At 46.8% G+C, this 16,915-nt stretch carries 9 protein-coding genes and 1 pseudogene; 4 read left to right on the forward strand and 6 right to left on the reverse strand.

The genetic code is table 11. From position 1 onward, the window contains the following. Positions 1-25 precede the first annotated feature (25 nt). Positions 26-7,558, forward strand: a complete 7,533-nt coding sequence (locus YWE_RS0117785) for an autotransporter outer membrane beta-barrel domain-containing protein (protein WP_282705582.1) — start codon at positions 26-28, stop codon at positions 7,556-7,558. 69 nt (positions 7,559-7,627) lie between these two features. On the opposite strand, the gene YWE_RS0117790 is transcribed toward YWE_RS0117785, so the two are convergent. After that, positions 7,628-8,590, reverse strand: a complete 963-nt coding sequence (locus YWE_RS0117790; protein WP_029095756.1) for a LysR family transcriptional regulator — start codon at positions 8,588-8,590, stop codon at positions 7,628-7,630. A 392-nt stretch (positions 8,591-8,982) separates the two neighbouring features. Between YWE_RS0117790 and YWE_RS0117795 the strand changes: the two genes are divergently transcribed. Beyond that, the gene (locus tag YWE_RS0117795) at positions 8,983-10,260 is read left to right on the forward strand and encodes an amino acid permease (protein ID WP_029095757.1); all 1,278 of its coding nucleotides are present in this window, start codon (positions 8,983-8,985) and stop codon (positions 10,258-10,260) included. Between the two features lie 38 nt (positions 10,261-10,298). Continuing rightward, positions 10,299-11,483 carry a cystathionine beta-lyase gene (metC, locus tag YWE_RS0117800; protein ID WP_029095758.1) on the forward strand — a complete coding sequence of 395 codons (1,185 nt, stop codon included), beginning with the start codon at positions 10,299-10,301 and terminating at the stop codon, positions 11,481-11,483. A 77-nt stretch (positions 11,484-11,560) separates the two neighbouring features. Here the strand turns inward: metC and YWE_RS0117805 are convergent, their stop codons facing one another. Continuing rightward, positions 11,561-12,880 carry an AppA family phytase/histidine-type acid phosphatase gene (locus tag YWE_RS0117805; RefSeq protein ID WP_029095759.1) on the reverse strand — a complete coding sequence of 440 codons (1,320 nt, stop codon included), beginning with the start codon at positions 12,878-12,880 and terminating at the stop codon, positions 11,561-11,563. 344 nt (positions 12,881-13,224) lie between these two features. Here YWE_RS0117805 and YWE_RS0117810 point away from each other — a divergent pair, with 344 nt between their 5' ends. Then, positions 13,225-13,689: an outer membrane lipoprotein gene (locus YWE_RS0117810; RefSeq protein WP_029095760.1), complete on the forward strand. Its 465-nt coding sequence runs from the start codon at positions 13,225-13,227 to the stop codon at positions 13,687-13,689. 288 nt (positions 13,690-13,977) lie between these two features. Here the strand turns inward: YWE_RS0117810 and map are convergent, their stop codons facing one another. The 4 genes and pseudogenes from map to YWE_RS29105 all read right to left on the reverse strand — a co-directional run bounded on the left by map (position 13,978) and on the right by YWE_RS29105 (position 16,847). Continuing rightward, entirely contained in the window at positions 13,978-14,745 is a 768-nt protein-coding gene (map, locus tag YWE_RS0117815) for a type I methionyl aminopeptidase (protein WP_029095761.1), read from the reverse strand. A gap of 79 nt (positions 14,746-14,824) precedes the next feature. Continuing rightward, positions 14,825-14,992: pseudogene (locus YWE_RS0117820) on the reverse strand (ParD-like family protein); the annotation flags it as partial. Positions 14,993-15,229: 237 nt separating this feature from the next. After that, complete coding sequence (locus tag YWE_RS0117825; RefSeq protein WP_029095763.1) at positions 15,230-16,054, reverse strand: hypothetical protein; 825 nt, start codon at positions 16,052-16,054, stop codon at positions 15,230-15,232. A gap of 223 nt (positions 16,055-16,277) precedes the next feature. Beyond that, positions 16,278-16,847, reverse strand: coding sequence for a hypothetical protein (locus tag YWE_RS29105; protein WP_051323414.1), 570 nt, complete (start codon positions 16,845-16,847; stop codon positions 16,278-16,280). Between the last annotated feature and the right edge of the window lie 68 nt (positions 16,848-16,915).

Genomic DNA, 16,915 nt, shown 5'->3' on the forward strand with positions numbered 1-16,915 from the left:
CCCCAACCTTTGGGATGGCAAAACCCTGACCAAAAACGGGGCGGGTACACTTCAGCTTTCCTCGGTTAATACATATACCGGCGATACCTTGATTAATGGGGGAACGCTGCGTGCCGGTGTGGCGAATGCCTTTACCAGCAGTGCTAATATCACCGTAGGTAGCGGAGCAACGCTGGATTTAAATAGCTTTGCTCAACAGGCCGGTAATTTATCGGGCAGCGGTCAGGTAACCTTAGGCAGCGCCGCATTAACCGCCAATAATACCGCAAGCAGTCAATTCGATGGTGTGATTAGCGGCAGCGGCAGCTTGATTAAGACCGGTAGCGGCGCGTTAACCTTAACGGGAATTAACGACTACGGTGGCGGCAGTACGTTAAATGCAGGAACGGTGATGATTACCCAAGGTCAGGCACTGGGAACCGGAACCGTAGCCAATAATACCGGCAGCGTGCTGCAGCTAAATTTTTCCGGTAACAGCACCTTAGCCAATATTTTGGGCGGCACTGGCAGCTTAGTGAAAACCGGCAGCGGGGTAGCAACTTTAACCGGTGCTGGTTCAACGCAGGGGGCAGTCGCGGTCAATCAGGGGACGTTGAGTTTCACCCAAACCGGCACATTTAACGCCGCCAGCCTGACGACCGAAGGGACCGGTACTACGTCTCTGGCAGCAAATTCCACCCTTAATCTGACCGGTGCGCTGACGCAAAAAACTGATGCCATACTCAATGTGGCCGTTGGTACCACCCAGCCGGCGATAGAAGCAGCCAGTGCAGCGCTGGCCGGAACATTAAACGTAACCGGTTTAACCGTAGGTTCCAGCGTGTCAGATACCGATGAGTTTACCGTACTGCATACTCTGAATGGTATTACCGGTGATTTTGACCATGTGGATTTGGGCGGTGCTGCGAGCCCGGTCGACTTTATGACGTTAGGCGGACGGGTCGCGGGTAATGATTATAACGTCGGTTTTGGTTTAACCTGGCTGGAAGGACTTTCGATCAAGCATGGTACCTTTACGGTGATTAATGACTTCGATGTTGATGTCATACTTGCTAATCAGACCGCCTCTGTGGCCACTGGCTGGAATGGACAAACGCTGACCAAGAACGGAGCCGGTACACTGCAACTTTCCAGAGCTAATACCTATTCTGGCGATACGCTGATTAATGCCGGTACGCTGCGAGCCGGCATTGCCAATGCATTTGCTAACAGTACCAATGTGGTTGTGGTCAGCGGTGCAACGTTGGATTTAAATAATTTTGCTCAGCAGGTCGGTAATCTGGCAGGTAGCGGCCAGGTGACGTTAGGCAATGCCGCACTAACCGCCAATAATACCCTCGACAGTCAATTCAACGGTGTGATTAGCGGTAGCGGTAGCCTGAATAAAATTGGTAGCGGTGTGCTGACATTAACCGGAGTTAACAACTACAGCGGCGGCAGTACATTAAATGTCGGCAGGGTGATTGCTTCACAGGGCCAAGCGTTAGGCTCCGGCACCGTGACCAATAATACCAATAGTGTATTGCAGTTAAACTTTACTGCGAACAGTACGCTGGCCAATATTTTAGGCGGTAGCGGTAGCTTAATTAAAACCGGCGGCGGTGTTGCTACGCTAACAGGTGCAGGCTCAACCCAGGGTGCGGTAACTGTGGAAAATGGCACGCTGAGTTTTGGACAAACCGGCGTATTTAACGCCGGCAGCCTGACCACGCTGATTAATGCCGCCACGACGGTCGTGGCTAACTCTAGCCTGAATATTGCCGGTGGGTTGACACAAAACTCAGGTTCAACGCTGAATGTTGCGGTGGGTAACGTTCAGCCGGTAATTACTGCTGACTCAGTCGCGCTGGGCGGAACGTTAAATATCACCGGCTTTACCGCTCAGGCACCGACTAATGCCAGTACCTTAACCAATACTGAATTTACTGTGCTACATAGCAATAGTGTGATTAGCGGTAATTTCGATCTGGTTAGTTTAGGCGGTGCGGCGAGTACCGTGGACTACCTGACCTTAGCCGGTCGGATAGTCAATAACTATGATTACAATGTCGGCTTCGGCCTGACCTGGCTCGCCGGCCCGACGACAAGTAACGGTGCCTTTACGCTGACGGCTCCGGCAGATTTCTTTAATGTAGACGTAATACTTGCCGATCAAACTGTTACCAGTCCGAACCTTTGGGATGGTAAAAGCCTGACCAAAAACGGCGCCGGTACGCTTCAGCTTTCATCGGTTAATACTTATACCGGCGAAACGTTGATTAATGGCGGAACCCTGCGCGCCGGTATTGCTAATGCCTTTACCAACAGTGCTAATATCACCGTGGGCAGCGGGGCAACCTTGGATCTCAATGGTTTTTCTCAGCAGGCTAATCATCTGTCAGGTAGTGGTCAGGTGACGTTAGGCAGTGCCGCATTAACCGCTAACAATACCGTAAATAGCCAATTTGACGGTGTAATGAGCGGCAGCGGCAGTCTGAATAAAACCGGCAGCGGCGTGCTGACATTAACCGGAGTTAACGGCTATAGCGGCGGCAGTACGTTAAATGCCGGCAGGGTGATTGCCTCACAGGGGCAAGCATTGGGAACCGGTGCTATCACCAATAATATCGGTAGCGTACTGCAATTAAACTTTGCCGCGAATAGTACCTTAGCCAATATTTTGGCTGGCACGGGGAGTCTAGTCAAAACCGGTGGTGGTGTTGCCATAGTAACTGGCACTGGGTCAACTCAGGGAGCAGTGAGTGTGGAAAACGGCACCTTAAGCTTTGGTCAGACTGGCGCATTTAATGCCGGTAGCCTGACAACCTTTAATAATGCCGCGACTACGGTAGTGGCTAACTCTAGCTTGAACATTACCGGTGCATTGACGCAAAACTCAGGTTCAACGCTGAATGTTGCCGTGGGTAACGTTCAGCCGGTGATTACTGCAAGTAATGCGTCGCTGAGCGGAACGTTAAATATTACCGGTTTTACCGCGCAGGCACCGACTAACGCCAGTACCTTAACGAGTACCGAATTTACGGTGCTGCATAGCAACAATATTATTAGCGGTAATTTCAATCAAGTTAGCTTGGGTGGTGCGGCCAGTACGGTGGACTACCTGACCTTAGCCGGTCGGATAGTGAATGACTATGACTACAAAGTGGGCTTTGGCTTAACATGGTTAGGCGGCCCGACGCTGGGTAATGGTCTATTTACGCTGGCAGAGCCGACTGATTTGTTTAACGTAGATGTCGTGCTGGCCGATCAAAGCGCCGTTGTCGCGACCGGTTGGAACGGCAAAACCCTGGACAAAAACGGCGCCGGTACGCTTCAACTTTCATCGGTCAATACTTATACCGGCGATACCTTGATTAATGGCGGAACCCTGCGAGCCGGTATCGCTAATGCATTTACCAACAGTGCCAACGTAGCTGTGGGCAGCGGAGCAACGCTGGACTTAAATAGCTTTGCCCAGCAGGCCGGTAATTTATCGGGCAGCGGCCAGGTAACGTTAGGCAGTGCGGCATTAACTGCCAATAACACCGCTGACAGTCAATTCGATGGTGTGATTAGCGGCAGCGGCAGCCTGAATAAAACCGGCAGCGGCGCGCTGACATTAACCGGGGTTAACGGCTATAGCGGCGGCAGTACATTAAATGCAGGAAGGGTGATTATCACTCAGGGGCAAGCGCTGGGAACCGGGGCAGTCATCGGTAATATCGGTAGCGTGCTGCAATTAAACTTTGCCGCTAACAGTAGCTTAGCCAATATTTTGGCTGGCAACGGTAGCTTGGTTAAAACGGGCGGAGGTATCGCAACCTTATCCGGCTCCGGGTCGGCACAGGGTGCGGTAATGGTAGATGCCGGTACCTTGCGTTTTGGGCAAAACGACATCTTTAATGCCACCAGCCTGACCACTGAGAATAACGCAGCAGTTACTCTGGTTGCTGATTCCGGACTCAATCTGACCGGTGCATTGACACAGAATTTTGGTTCAGCGTTGAATGTGGCGATCGGCAATATTGAGCCTACGATTACAGCCGATACTGCGTCACTAAGCGGTGCATTGAATATCACCGGTTTTATTACCGGAATGCCGACTAATGCCAGTGCGCTGACCAACACCAACTTTACGGTATTACGCACCGCCAATGGTATCAGCGGTGACTTTACCAGCATCAATTTAGGCGGGGCCGTTAGTACGGTTGATTATCTCCGCTTGAGCTCCGGCAAGAGTGCGGATAATAAAGAATACAACCTTGGTTTTGGCCTGACGTGGATGGCCGGCAACACATTAGGCAATGGTACTTTCACGCTGACTAATCCGGTGGATACTTTCAATGTGGATGTGGTTCTTGCCGATCAGGTAGCCTCTGCGACAGGCTGGAATGGTTCTACGCTGACTAAAAATGGCGAAGGAACGTTAGTGCTGTCTTCCGTGAATACCTATACCGGCAATACGATTATTAACGATGGTACGCTACAGGCCGGTGTGGAAAATGCCTTCTTAAATAGCGCCAATGTGATAGTCAATAATAGCGGAGTATTCGATCTAGACGATTTTGACCAAGTGGCAAATAATCTTTCAGGAAGCGGTGGTATTACGCTCGGCAACGCCGACTTAACCGTAAATAGCCTTGCAGCAACGTCGTTTAATGGCTCTCTCAGTGGTAATGGCGGACTGATTAAAACTGGCACAGAGGCATTGATGCTCACCGGAGTGAACTTCTACAGTGGCACAACTACGGTAAATCAGGGGCGACTAATAGGTACCCATGGTAGCTCGCTTGGTCTGGCAGAGATTGATAATCAGGCCGAGTTAGAGTTGGCTTTTGAACAAAATGAGATCGTTAATAATCAACTGAGCGGTAGCGGTAGCCTGATTAAGAGCGGAGCCGGTATCGGGTCGTTGACGGCCAGCGGATCCAGTCAGGGAGATGTACAGGTAAATGGCGGCACGTTGCAATTTACTCAGAACGGCTCGTTCGGTGCCGCAAGTTATAACACCGCCAGTGGTGCAACGACTCAACTCGCTGCCGATTCATCATTGCTAATAACCGGCAACGCTAATACCGAGGGTTGGTTAGATATTGTTGCCGGTAATACCAGCCCGGTAGTGACGGCTGATACTGCCTCTATCGGTAGTAATGCCATATTTAATCTGTCCGGTTACAGTGCGCCGGAATCGACCAGCGCAACTCAATTAGCGGAAAATCAGTTCAGGGTAATTCAGACATCCGGCGCAGGCAATTTAACCGGTAATTTCTCAACGGTCAGCTTGGGGGGCTCAACCAGTTCGGTGGATTACCTGACAATGACGGCAACGAATGACGGTCAAAATTATGATATTGGACTGGCATTAACCTGGTATGCGGCTCATACCATCACGCCTGAACATGCGCTGGGTACATTTACACTTTCTGCAGCCAATGAGTTTTTTGATTTAGACGTATTGTTGGCCGATGAAACTGCCAATGCTATCACCGGTTGGGATGGTAAAACCCTGACCAAGGCCGGAGCCGGTACGCTGCAATTGTCCAAATCAAATACCTATACCGGTTCAACGTTAATTAATGGCGGAACATTGCTGGCCGGTGGGACTGATATTATTGCTGATAGCAGCAAGGTGACCGTTGCCAGCGGAGCAAACTTTGACCTTAACCACTTTGATCAACGGGTTAATAATCTTAGCGGTGCCGGCAATGTTATCTTGGGCGATGCCATTTTGACGGCTAACAACACCGTTGATAACACCTTTAGCGGCGTTATTAGCGGTGCCGGAGGGATGAATAAAACAGGAAGCGGAACATTACTCCTCACCGGTAATAATGCTTATATTGGTGGAACCACCATTACGGAAGGAACATTACAGCTGGGTAACGGCGGAACCGGCGGTAGTTTAGTCAGTGATATCACCAATAACGGCCTGTTGATTTTCAATCGCAGCGATGATTATTTATATAATAACGTAATCAGCGGTAGCGGAGACGTAACCCAGCAAGGTCAGGGCATAGTGTATTTCGATCAGAACGAAACCTATGCCGGTAAAACAAATGTCAACGCTGGTGCTTTGATATTAACCAACAACGTATTGTTGACCAGCACACAACCGGTAACCGTTGCCCGAGGCGCTATCTTTGGCGGCTACGGCGGCGTTAATGGTGATGTAGTTAATCATGGATTGTTGGCCGTTGCTGATGCTGCGCCGGGATACAGTAATGCTCCGGCCGGAAATTTCACCGTGGGCGGAAACATGACCAACAACGGTGAAATTCGCATGGAAAGCCCGGCACCGGCCAGCCAGCTTCTGGTTAAAGGTAATTACGTTGGTAACAACGGGTTGCTTACGCTGAGCACGGTGTTAGGCGGTGATAATTCATTGACTGATAAACTGGTGGTGCAGGGCAATACATCAGGCTCAACCAATGTTGTGGTAAACAGCGCTGGTGGTGCGGGAGCTCAAACGGTTAACGGCATTGAAATTATTAGCGTAGCAGGGCAGTCAAATGGCCTGTTTACGTTGGTTAATCGCGTTGTGGCAGGGCCGTATGAATATGCGCTATATCAGGGAAAACCTAACAGTCCGGATGGTAACTGGTACTTACGGTCTGAAGGTCCGGGTGACGTACCTCAATGGCGACCGGAGAGCGGCGCTTATTTAGGTAATCAGATGTTGGTCAGTCAGTTACAAATGCTAACGTTGTATGACCGTCAGGGTAGTCAATTTAACAGCGCCGATACCGGCGCTTGGGGCCGAATCATCACCAGTAAAGTGGATAGTAAAGCGGCCAATGGTAGCGTTGATATCAGCAGTGATTATACCTTAGTGCAATTAGGCGGTGATGTATGGAATATCGGCGACGGAGTACAAGGGCTGTCAGTCGGTGTAATGGGCAGTTGGGGCAATGGGGATACTGACTCCACCGGGAATGCCGACTTAAATGGAACGCATCATACGGCTAATGGCTCAATTGATGGTTTCAGCTTGGGAATGTATGCCACATGGTTTGCTGATGTGAAACAGCAGCAGGGTGCTTACCTTGACAGCTGGATCCAATACGGTTGGTACAACAATGACGTTAGCGGCGAAGGTGCGGGAACGGACAGTTATCACTCCCGACCTTGGGCAACGTCGCTGGAAACAGGGTATCGCATAGTACTTAATGAAGATAACCCTGACGCCCAGTGGAGTCTGATTCCTCAGGCGCAGGTTATTTATAATAAATACTCTGCCGATAGTTTTGTAGACTCCAGCGGTACCGCAATTGACGGGCAAAACAATGATATGTGGAGAACGCGTATCGGTGCCCGTGTTGCCGGTCGGATTGAGAACAACGGTCATCTTTACCATCCGTTTACTGAGTTGAACTGGTGGCATACCGGTCAGAATGCGTCGGTTACTTTTGACCGCCAGCGCGTTGAACAGGATATTCCTGACAATATGGCTGAGCTAAAGTTTGGTATTCAGGGCGAATTTGATGCTAACTGGAGCTCTTGGATTAATGTGGGTTTGCAGACCGGCCCGGATGACTATCAGAACGTTAGCGGCGGAGTAGGCGTTCGTTATGTCTGGTAATTTATAATTTAACCTTTGGTTAAAAAAACCGGTATGTCAGACGTTGTGGCCTACCGGTTTTTTATTGGCTTAACTCATCCATTTATCCCATGGCGGATTAAGCGGAATTTTTTCGACGATAAAGTCGATAAAGCTTCTTACCTTAGGATCCTGATAATGCCCCGGATGATAGAGGGCATAGAGACTGTATTCTAACTTACGGGTATTGTTCTCTAATAAAACCGGGATCAGTTCGCCGTTAGCGATGTAATCTCCCAGCATATAGGTTGGCAGGCTCACAATGCCCTGATGATGGAGTGCAGCGTGCAATAATCCTAAGGTGCTGTTCACTTCAATTCGACTGTTTATTTTAAGCGGATGGGATTTTCCATCATCGTCGGTATAGTGCCAGTTATCTAACACGTTCGGATTAATCAGACAATCGTGGTGTTCCAGATCTTCAAGCGAGGTTGGAATACCTCTGCGTTCAAAATAGATTTTACTGCCGCAATAGACCCAGTTTATTTTACAAATATTGCGAATGGCAAAATTAGTCGGCGGGGTTTCGGTAATGCGCAAAGCAATATCAAAATCTTCTTTATTTAAATTAATAATTTGATCGTTGAGATCAACCGATAAGCTGACATCGGGATTCACTTCACGATACTCACTGTACAGGCGCATCAGGTGGCAAACACCAAAGGCAATGGAACAGGTTATTTTTAGCTGACCCTGAGGATGATGGTGGAAGCTAGAGGTATTGATCAGTGACTCATCAAGATCGGTCAGCAACCGTTGTGCTCTGAGAAACAGATATTTTCCCGGTTCGGTCAGAACAAAGGTTCGGGTAGTTCTTTTCAGCAGCACAATCCCGAGCTGTTCTTCTAACTGCGATAAGCTGCGGCTGACCGATGAGGGCGTTAGATTGAGTTTTTGGGCAGCAACGGAAAAACTGTTGCATTCCACTATTTTTATAAAAACCTCTAAGTGTCTAAAAATAGAGTAGTTATCAATTTTTGATTTAAACGCAAAAGCGTTCTTATTTAATAACATCATTATCTACTCTTACCTTTTTATGGTTTTGTCTTATAAGTATTCGGTATTAATTAAAATAAATCCACCCTGGCTTTGTGATGCCGATTCTGAACTGATAGTCGTGCTTATTTGTGTGGCTTGATGCGAATTGTGATTAAAGCGTTCTTTGCACCCTGAATGAATATTGAAAAATAAGACTCCCATCAACTTTTGCGTTTTATGCAAAAGTATTTTTGTTTAATAACACCGCCAGTGCCTTCTTTATTGATGATTCTCATCCTACTATAACCGTGGGCTGATATTTTTGTGAAACGCTTTTAATACAGTGAAGTCAGCACGCTGTAATCTCTAATGCTCTATTTTAAAAAGAAAAATAATTATTCTAATAATTTCATCACAGGAGACAGACTATGACTGAACCGTCACAAACATCAAAGGATCTGTATAAATCGATACCCTTTAATAAATATGATGTGGGCTGGGTCATTTTATGTATCGGTATGGCTATTGGTTCAGGCATCGTTTTTATGCCTGTACAGGTAGGCATTAAAGGTATTTGGGTATTTATTGCCGCAGTTATTATTTCTTATCCGGCCATATACTTATTACAGAATCTTTATCTTAAAACCTTATCAGAGTCTGAGAACTGTGAGGACTATACTGGGGTTATTACCCAATATTTAGGGAAAAACTGGGGAATAGGCTTAGGCATTGCCTATTTCTTAATGTTGCTACACGGAATGTTCTCTTATTCCTTGGCGGTTACTTTTGATAGTGCATCTTATATTCAAACCTTTGGTCTGACGGAGGGATTATTATCTGACTCTGTGTGGTATGGATTAATTATCTTGACGGTGTTAGTCGCTATTGCGGCCCAAGGGGAAAGATTACTGTTTAAAGTCTCCGGCCCGATGGTTTGTGTGAAGTTTGGTATTATTGTCGCGCTTGGTGTTGTGATGGTTCCGCACTGGAACTTTAATAACATTACGGCATTTCCTGAGATCTTACCTTTCTTGCGGGATGTGTTTCTGACCTTGCCGTTTACACTGTTCTCTATTCTGTTTGTACAGATCTTAAGTCCGATGAATATTGCCTATCGCAAGGTGGAGTCTGACAAACGTATAGCGACTTATCGTGCTATCAGGGCGGCTCGGGTTGCTTATATTATTCTGGCGGTGGCGGTCCTGTTTTTTGCGTTCTCATTTACCTTTTCGATTAGCCACGATCAGGCGGTGTCTGCCTTTGAACAGAATATTTCTGCACTGGCTATTGCCGCTCAGGTTATTCCGGGCTCGGTAGTGCGGGTGATGAGTGCTCTGTTGAATATTTTTGCAATATTGACGGCGTTCTTGGGGATCTATCTTGGTTTTCAGGAAGCGATTAAAGGCATCGTGGTTAATATCATCAGCCGCTTTATTCCTGAAGAGAGAATCAATCAAAAAACGCTGCATATCAGCGTCAGCATCGGTGTGATTATTGCGCTTTGGCTCTGGATTTCTACCCGTTTTTCAATTCTGTTCTTTATGCAACTTGGCGGACCGTTATTCGGCGTTGTTTCATGCCTGATCCCTTGTTATCTGGTTTATAAAGTTCCTGCGTTACATAAGTTTAAAGGCTTTGGCGTTTGGTTTATTAGCTTCTTCGGTATTTTGCTGTGTTTCTCGCCGTTCTTTAAATTCTTTGAATAAAAAAGCATTAATAGTAAATGAAAAGTATGAGGTAAATCATGAGTAAAGAATCAATGTCACGCTTTAGTATCAGCACCCAGATTACGCAACTGGGTAGGGATCCGGCTCAACAGTCAGGATTTGTTAATACTCCCGTTTACCGTGGTTCAACCGTTGTTTTTCCAACCGTCAGCGATATTGAAAACAACCGCGCAGAGTTTAACTATGGCACAGCCGGTACGCCGACCATTGCTAACTTGGAAAATGCCTGGACTCAACTGGCCGGTGCGGCAGGTACCGTACTTTCTCCATCGGGACTTGGGGCAATAGCGCTGGCCTTATTTACAACGCTTAAATCAGGCGATCACCTGCTGATGCCCGACAGCGTATATAAACCTACGCGTTTATTTTGCGCCGGTATGTTAGCCAAAATGGGCATTGAAACCACCTATTACGATCCGCAAATCGGCACTGATATTGAGACGCTATTTCGACCTAATACGACAACGTTGTTCCTTGAATCTCCGGGTTCGCAAAGTTTTGAGATTCAGGATATTCCGGCTATGACTGCGCTGGCTAAACGGCGAAATATTGCCACTATTTTGGATAATACCTGGGCAACGCCAATCTTTTTTAAAGCTCACGAGCACGGATGCGATCTGTCGGTTGAAGCCGGAACCAAGTATTTGGGGGGCCATTCAGACCTGTTAATGGGCATTGTATCTGCCAATGAACAGTGGTGGCCGAAGCTGCGGGAAGCATACGATTTAATGGCAATGCTGCCCGGAGCAGAAGACTGTTTCCTGGCGTTGCGCGGATTAAGAACCATGCATCTGCGATTGAAAGAGGCAGAAAAGCGCGGGCTGGAGATGGCTCACTGGCTTAAATCCCGACCAGAAGTGCTGAAAGTACTGCATCCGGCATTTCCGGATTGCCCGGGGCATGAATTCTGGAAGCGTGATTTTTTGGGGGCTTCGGGCCTGTTCTCGATTATTTTACGCCCTGAGTATACTAAAGCCGGTGTCGACGATATGTTGGATAATATGTCTATTTTTGCGATGGGCTATTCGTGGGGAGGGTTTGAGAGCCTGATCATTCCGTTCAACTGCGCTAACTATCGTACGGTAACCCAGTGGCAACCGGGCGGGTTGGCGTTACGCTTACAGATTGGCTTAGAAGATGTTAGCGACCTGCAAACCGATTTAGCCGAAGGATTTGAACGTTTAAACGCGCATCAGTCCTGATTCAGTCATAGAGAAAGCCCGTAATGGTTTAACTGTTACGGGCTTTTTTTGTGCGATTCAGGGGCAATAATAATGGGTTACTGCATTGATAACTGACAGGCCGGCTGAATAGCCTGACTGACTTTTTTCTGCAAGTCCTTCAGTGAACAAAGCACGGAACTGTTGCTATTTTCACAGCCGGCAATGGCAACCTGAACCATACCTGCCGGATGATGCATATCCAGCTTTTCACCGTTACGCAGTTGCTCCATGGTTTGGTAGAACATTTTTACTGAGACATATTGCTGGTGATCCTGTGGATTGTTCCACAATTCAAACACTAAACCACCTCCGGGCGGCGTGTTGTCGGGCTGATGTGGTAATTCCCAGTTCAGCCCTAACATGCCGGCAATATTCGCGATATTGGTATCGTGGCCGGCAATAAACAGAATTCGGTTATTTGCCGGGCGTTTTAGTGTTCCTTGCTGCCCGGCCAATGTGGCACTAATTTCTTTCAGCAGAGGCGTTCCTTTATGGCTGGCAATATAAGGTGTTTTAGCCATCAGGTTGAACTGCTCATTATGCAATGACATCAGCGATCGCCAGTTATCTTCACCACTTAAACGCTGCCAGGCAACCTCAGGCATTCCTTGAGCATATTGCAGCAAAAATATTTCTGACAAGGTGGAAGATAGTGCCAGCGGGCCGCTTAATGATACCTTTTGACCATTCGGGCTGAGGTGTATTTGATTAGGGGTAAAGCTGGCAAAATCACAGCTCTGTCCCTTGGTTTGCATCTCTTTGCAGTAGGGAGAGGCGGCGAAGTTAAGAATCTCTCCCATCTGCGCCAGAGGCAGGGCGTAACGCTGGCTTAACGTTGCTAATGGCGCACCTAGCTGTTTTTCTACCGCCTGCTGAGTTTGTTGTTTATCCAGCTTGCAGATTCCGGCTTCTACCGGGTGGAATAGTGCATCTGTTGTTTTCAAATCAGCCTGATGGTGAATTTTCAGGTCACATTCAGGGGCGACGCCCGCCAGAAAAGCTTGCCCGGTTAAACGTGTGCGCTGGTCAATATCTGCCCAGACATATAGGCTACCGTCAGTCGGGCAACCCTGTGAGGGCAATAAATTATGGCTACGAAAGTAATCTCGATAAAAACCGCCCATCAGCGTCATCAAATGTTCACCCTGAGGCGTCAGATACCCGGCCTGTACCGGCCATTGAGGCCATTTATCGGGAGTGACATTGTTCATCAGGTCGGTTTGCTTGGTGGGTGAACGAACGCCATGGCGGCTTAATATAACCACTCGCTCCAGAACGTATCCGTTAACAGGCGTTGATACCGCCAGCGCTGGCAGGCAACTACACCCCAACAACATAAGCGCGGAGAGCTTTGACAATCTATCGATTATTTCCATTACTGCAAACCTCATTGAAAGTCTGTTAGGAGTGCTATGCCCGTAAGGCTTTAAAAATCCTATCACTGAAGGAATAACACTAACGGGATGGCCAACGTGTTTTAGGACTATTTTTAGCTCTATTCTTAGCACTATGACTGACAAATAAATATTATATTTCCAGTTAATTATATAAGTTAAATTTTAACGTGTCGGGTAGAGATCTCATTTTTTAGAGAGTGTAAATTTTAAATAAGCATAAATTGATCCATTTTATTGGTGAATTAACTTACAGAAAAAATAGCCGTGCTATGCTTAATTTATCGAACGATATTCAATCGGTTATACATTTAAAGGGGGCCTATATGATTAAACCATTTATTGTTGCTGCTATCGCCGTTGCCACACTCGGTGGCTGTGTTAATGATAGTGCTCTTTCAGGTGATACCGTCAGCAGTTCTCAGGCAGGCCAAGTTCAGACGGTGGCTTACGGTACTTTAGTTTCTGTACGTCCGGTAACTCTGCAACGAGATGGAAATAATGTTGCCGGCGCTATTGGCGGTGCGGTTGTTGGTGGCTTTTTAGGTAACACCGTTGGTGGCGGTACCGGACGTCGTCTTGGTACGGCTGCGGGTGCTGTTGCCGGTGGTCTTGTGGGGCAGCAAGTCCAGAGTATGATGAATCGTAGCAATGGCGTTGAGTTGGAAGTTCGGCGTGATAACGGAACCACCTTTATGGTTGTTCAGGCTCAGGGGGCAACCGAGTTTAAGGTTGGTCAACGTGTGACTATTGCGACTCATGAAAATACGGTGACTATTACGCCGCGGTAATGAGCGTCTCTGATTTGTCATTATGAAGACCTGCTAATAAAGCAGGTCTCAGATTGCGGGCAAAGTCGTTTAATTTGATTTCAGCGTAAATTTCGTCCGCATAGTCAGCATTGGAATATGAATTTTTCCTGGCGGCCGAGGGGCGATAATTTGAGCCTAATGGGCTCCGGGGCTTGTATCTTGAGTTTCTTAAACCAAAACTTTACACTTAGGAGTTGTCAGCTGTCTAAGACCTGCTTATAAAGCAGGTCTTAGACAGAGTAGGGACATATTTAAACCAGCCGCCGGTTATGGCCACGGCGTTAGAATTTCGTACCCGTCTTTAGTCACGGCCACCATGTGCTCCCATTGGGCTGAAAGGGAATGGTCTTTGGTGACAACGGTCCAGCCGTCGTTAAGTAGCTTAGTGTGTCTTTTACCCGCATTGATCATCGGTTCGATAGTAAAGATCATTCCCTCGAGAAGTTTAACCCCTTCACCTTTACGACCATAGTGCAGAACCTGTGGGTCTTCATGATAACCCTGGCCAATACCGTGCCCGCAATACTCCGCAACTACGGAGAAACCTTCTCTGTGAGCGATGCTTTCAATAGCAAAACCAACATCGCCAAGGGTAGCGCCCGGGCGAACCTGATGAATACCGGCCATCATGGCCTCTAACGTTGTATCGACCAGGCGACGGGCCAAAATGCTGGGTTCTCCGGCAAAGAACATTCGGCTGGTATCGCCGTACCAGCCATCCTTAATCAGAGCGACGTCAACGTTAACGATGTCACCCTTTTTGAGAACTTTTTCTGAAGGAATGCCATGACAAATAACGTGATTAACTGATATGCAGGTTGTTTTGGTATAACCGTGGTAGCCAATATTGGCCGGTATTGCCTTAAGCTGGTTAACGATAAAATCGTGACATATTCTGTCTAATTCATCGGTTGAAATACCCGGTTGAACATAGGGTTCGATCATCTGTAGTACGCTGGCAGCCAGCTTGCCGGCAACTCTAGCCCGATCAACTTCAGCGGCTGTTTTAACGTAAGCCGGTGTGGATTTATTCATTGCTTGCCCTCTGGTGAACGCTTTCAATGGTTAAAAGCGACCTGATGCCATCGTGATTATCATTAGATTCTGCACTTGAACGAACCAACAGCTTGCAGATATCGCTATGCGACAGCTCAGGATACATTTCCATAAGCATCCCGATCTTCATCCAATGTTCAGCCTGGGCGTTGATCGAGCGGCTGTATGCCATACTGGCGATGCGAATATTCTCGTGCATCAGTTCTGAAATCTTAACGATTCCCATATCAATACCTATATATGAAACGTATATGTTTTATATATTATGCCTGATAGCGAGGGAGTGCAAGTTGGGAAGGGCGGAAGGGCGGGAGCTTGTTAGTTAAGCATTTTGATCTGATCTGGTCTAATAATCGGTTTTAGCTCACAAATTACCACTCGGCCTAAGGGCTTGATCCCCGTTTTCACGGGGATGACGATAGAGTAAAGCGTGGTAATATCAGAACGAAGCTTTATACCGTATTTAATTACAAAACTTAATTTCACAGTTTTCAATAGTGATTGTTTCATTAGGTTTTATTTCTTTTTTTACACCAGCTTTTATATCATTGAAAAAACACTTATCGTTCTCAAGAGTAATAAGCGCGATCTCCTTCTCCATCGATATTCCTTTGGCCTTCAGTAAAATATCCATATCGGATGAATAACCAACATGGATCGCATCTTTACCGAGATTAAGCGTATATTGGTTATTCTGCTTCGCCATATTGATACCGTTTCCGTTCAAAGACTCAGAATAAACCGTTACTTCAACCCAAGACTTGCGGAACATCACCTCAGCGCTTGCGACAACAATTCCGATAGCCGCGCCAGTTGCTATAACTCCGGTGACATAACCTAAATGAATGTACATTAATAGGCAACCAACTGCACCGCCTATAGCACCGGCAATGATAGCCAGTTTTGCACTCATATTGGGTATTTTTTTAGATACCAAAAATCCACAAATGGCTCCGCTGATTGCCCAACCAACAATACGGCCAATGTTGCCGGAATTTGAGAATGCGATAAAGCCGAATACCAACAAGCCACCAATAGCACCAAAAACCAAACCTTGAATCAGCACAGAAACCAGTCTCGATATGGCCGGTAGCGTTCGCGATTGGTAATAGGATTGGCCCATAACAATAAATAACGAAATCAATGCCGCATCGAAACCACCGGAGATAGACCAGCTAGCAAGCGCGCCGGGAATGCCGGTTGCTAGAAATAGCAGCGCACTGAGAAGGCCTGCCACCCCTCCGGTGATACCAAAAACAATACTTTTTTTACCATTAAAAATTGCCATAAATAATCCATTTTATTAAGAGAATATATCCGATAAATCGCAAGGTGCAGATTTGAGAGCCCGGATATTAGCGTGAATGGTGGTGATCAGTAAACTTACTATTATCATTGTGATGAATATTAAATATTGCCCACTTATTAGTGAAGGTATTTCACCTATCTTATGCAGAAATAGCGAAAGATTATTGATGTGGGCGTAGACGTAAACGAGGTCCTGTGGTTAGTCAGCATGCTTCAAAATCATTATCTATCCTTTTTCTTAATATAGTGAAATCTGCCTTCGCCTCTTGGATTGACAGTCCAAGGTTAACTCTTCGATACTCGCGGATAAAAGTGAGTAGGTCGTTTTCAAAAATAGCCTGTGAAAGTATTCTCGTTGTTATTTTGGGTTGTGGAAGCTGGAGATAGATGAAGTCAGGTTTCCATGCTCCCCAATCTAGTCCGCGCTTAAAATCACCCCATTTGTCTGCATCTTGATTACATTCAAATCCCCAAATAGGTGCTACAGAGAGGAATTGGCAGTCAGAACACTTGCGTGGAACAGTAACCTTTGATTGTATGAAGGCATTTTCATAAATAACCGGGTCGCTTGGTCCATCAATACCGCAGGGTCCATGGTCCAAATAAAGATAATCACCCACCATTTTTATATGACGAGTGCATCCACCTTCGAATAGTTTGGGGCAGTTTGAACACTTTATAGGGATTGCACCTTGAATACCAAGATGCCCGAATGAAACTGGTGGCTCAATTGGTCCATTGATATCACATGCCGGGAAGTATTTTTTATACATTTAGGTCCTTTGATTTCCGCCTGAATTTGCCTTCATCTCTCAACTATTATTTTACTTCACTTTTATTA

It is taken from the genome of Budvicia aquatica DSM 5075 = ATCC 35567 (assembly GCF_000427805.1).
Classification (GTDB): domain Bacteria; phylum Pseudomonadota; class Gammaproteobacteria; order Enterobacterales; family Enterobacteriaceae; genus Budvicia; species Budvicia aquatica.

What these genes read in the sequence shown, in the direction of transcription:
- YWE_RS0117795 (WP_029095757.1), top strand. Translation starts at nt 8,983, where the DNA reads ATGACTGAACCGTCACAAACATCAAAGGATCTGTATAAATCGATACCC.
- metC (WP_029095758.1), top strand. Translation starts at nt 10,299, where the DNA reads ATGAGTAAAGAATCAATGTCACGCTTTAGTATCAGCACCCAGATTACG.
- YWE_RS0117825 (WP_029095763.1), bottom strand. Translation starts at nt 16,054, where the DNA reads ATGGCAATTTTTAATGGTAAAAAAAGTATTGTTTTTGGTATCACCGGA.
- YWE_RS0117810 (WP_029095760.1), top strand. Translation starts at nt 13,225, where the DNA reads ATGATTAAACCATTTATTGTTGCTGCTATCGCCGTTGCCACACTCGGT.
- YWE_RS0117805 (WP_029095759.1), bottom strand. Translation starts at nt 12,880, where the DNA reads ATGGAAATAATCGATAGATTGTCAAAGCTCTCCGCGCTTATGTTGTTG.
- YWE_RS29105 (WP_051323414.1), bottom strand. Translation starts at nt 16,847, where the DNA reads ATGTATAAAAAATACTTCCCGGCATGTGATATCAATGGACCAATTGAG.
- YWE_RS0117790 (WP_029095756.1), bottom strand. Translation starts at nt 8,590, where the DNA reads ATGTTATTAAATAAGAACGCTTTTGCGTTTAAATCAAAAATTGATAAC.
- map (WP_029095761.1), bottom strand. Translation starts at nt 14,745, where the DNA reads ATGAATAAATCCACACCGGCTTACGTTAAAACAGCCGCTGAAGTTGAT.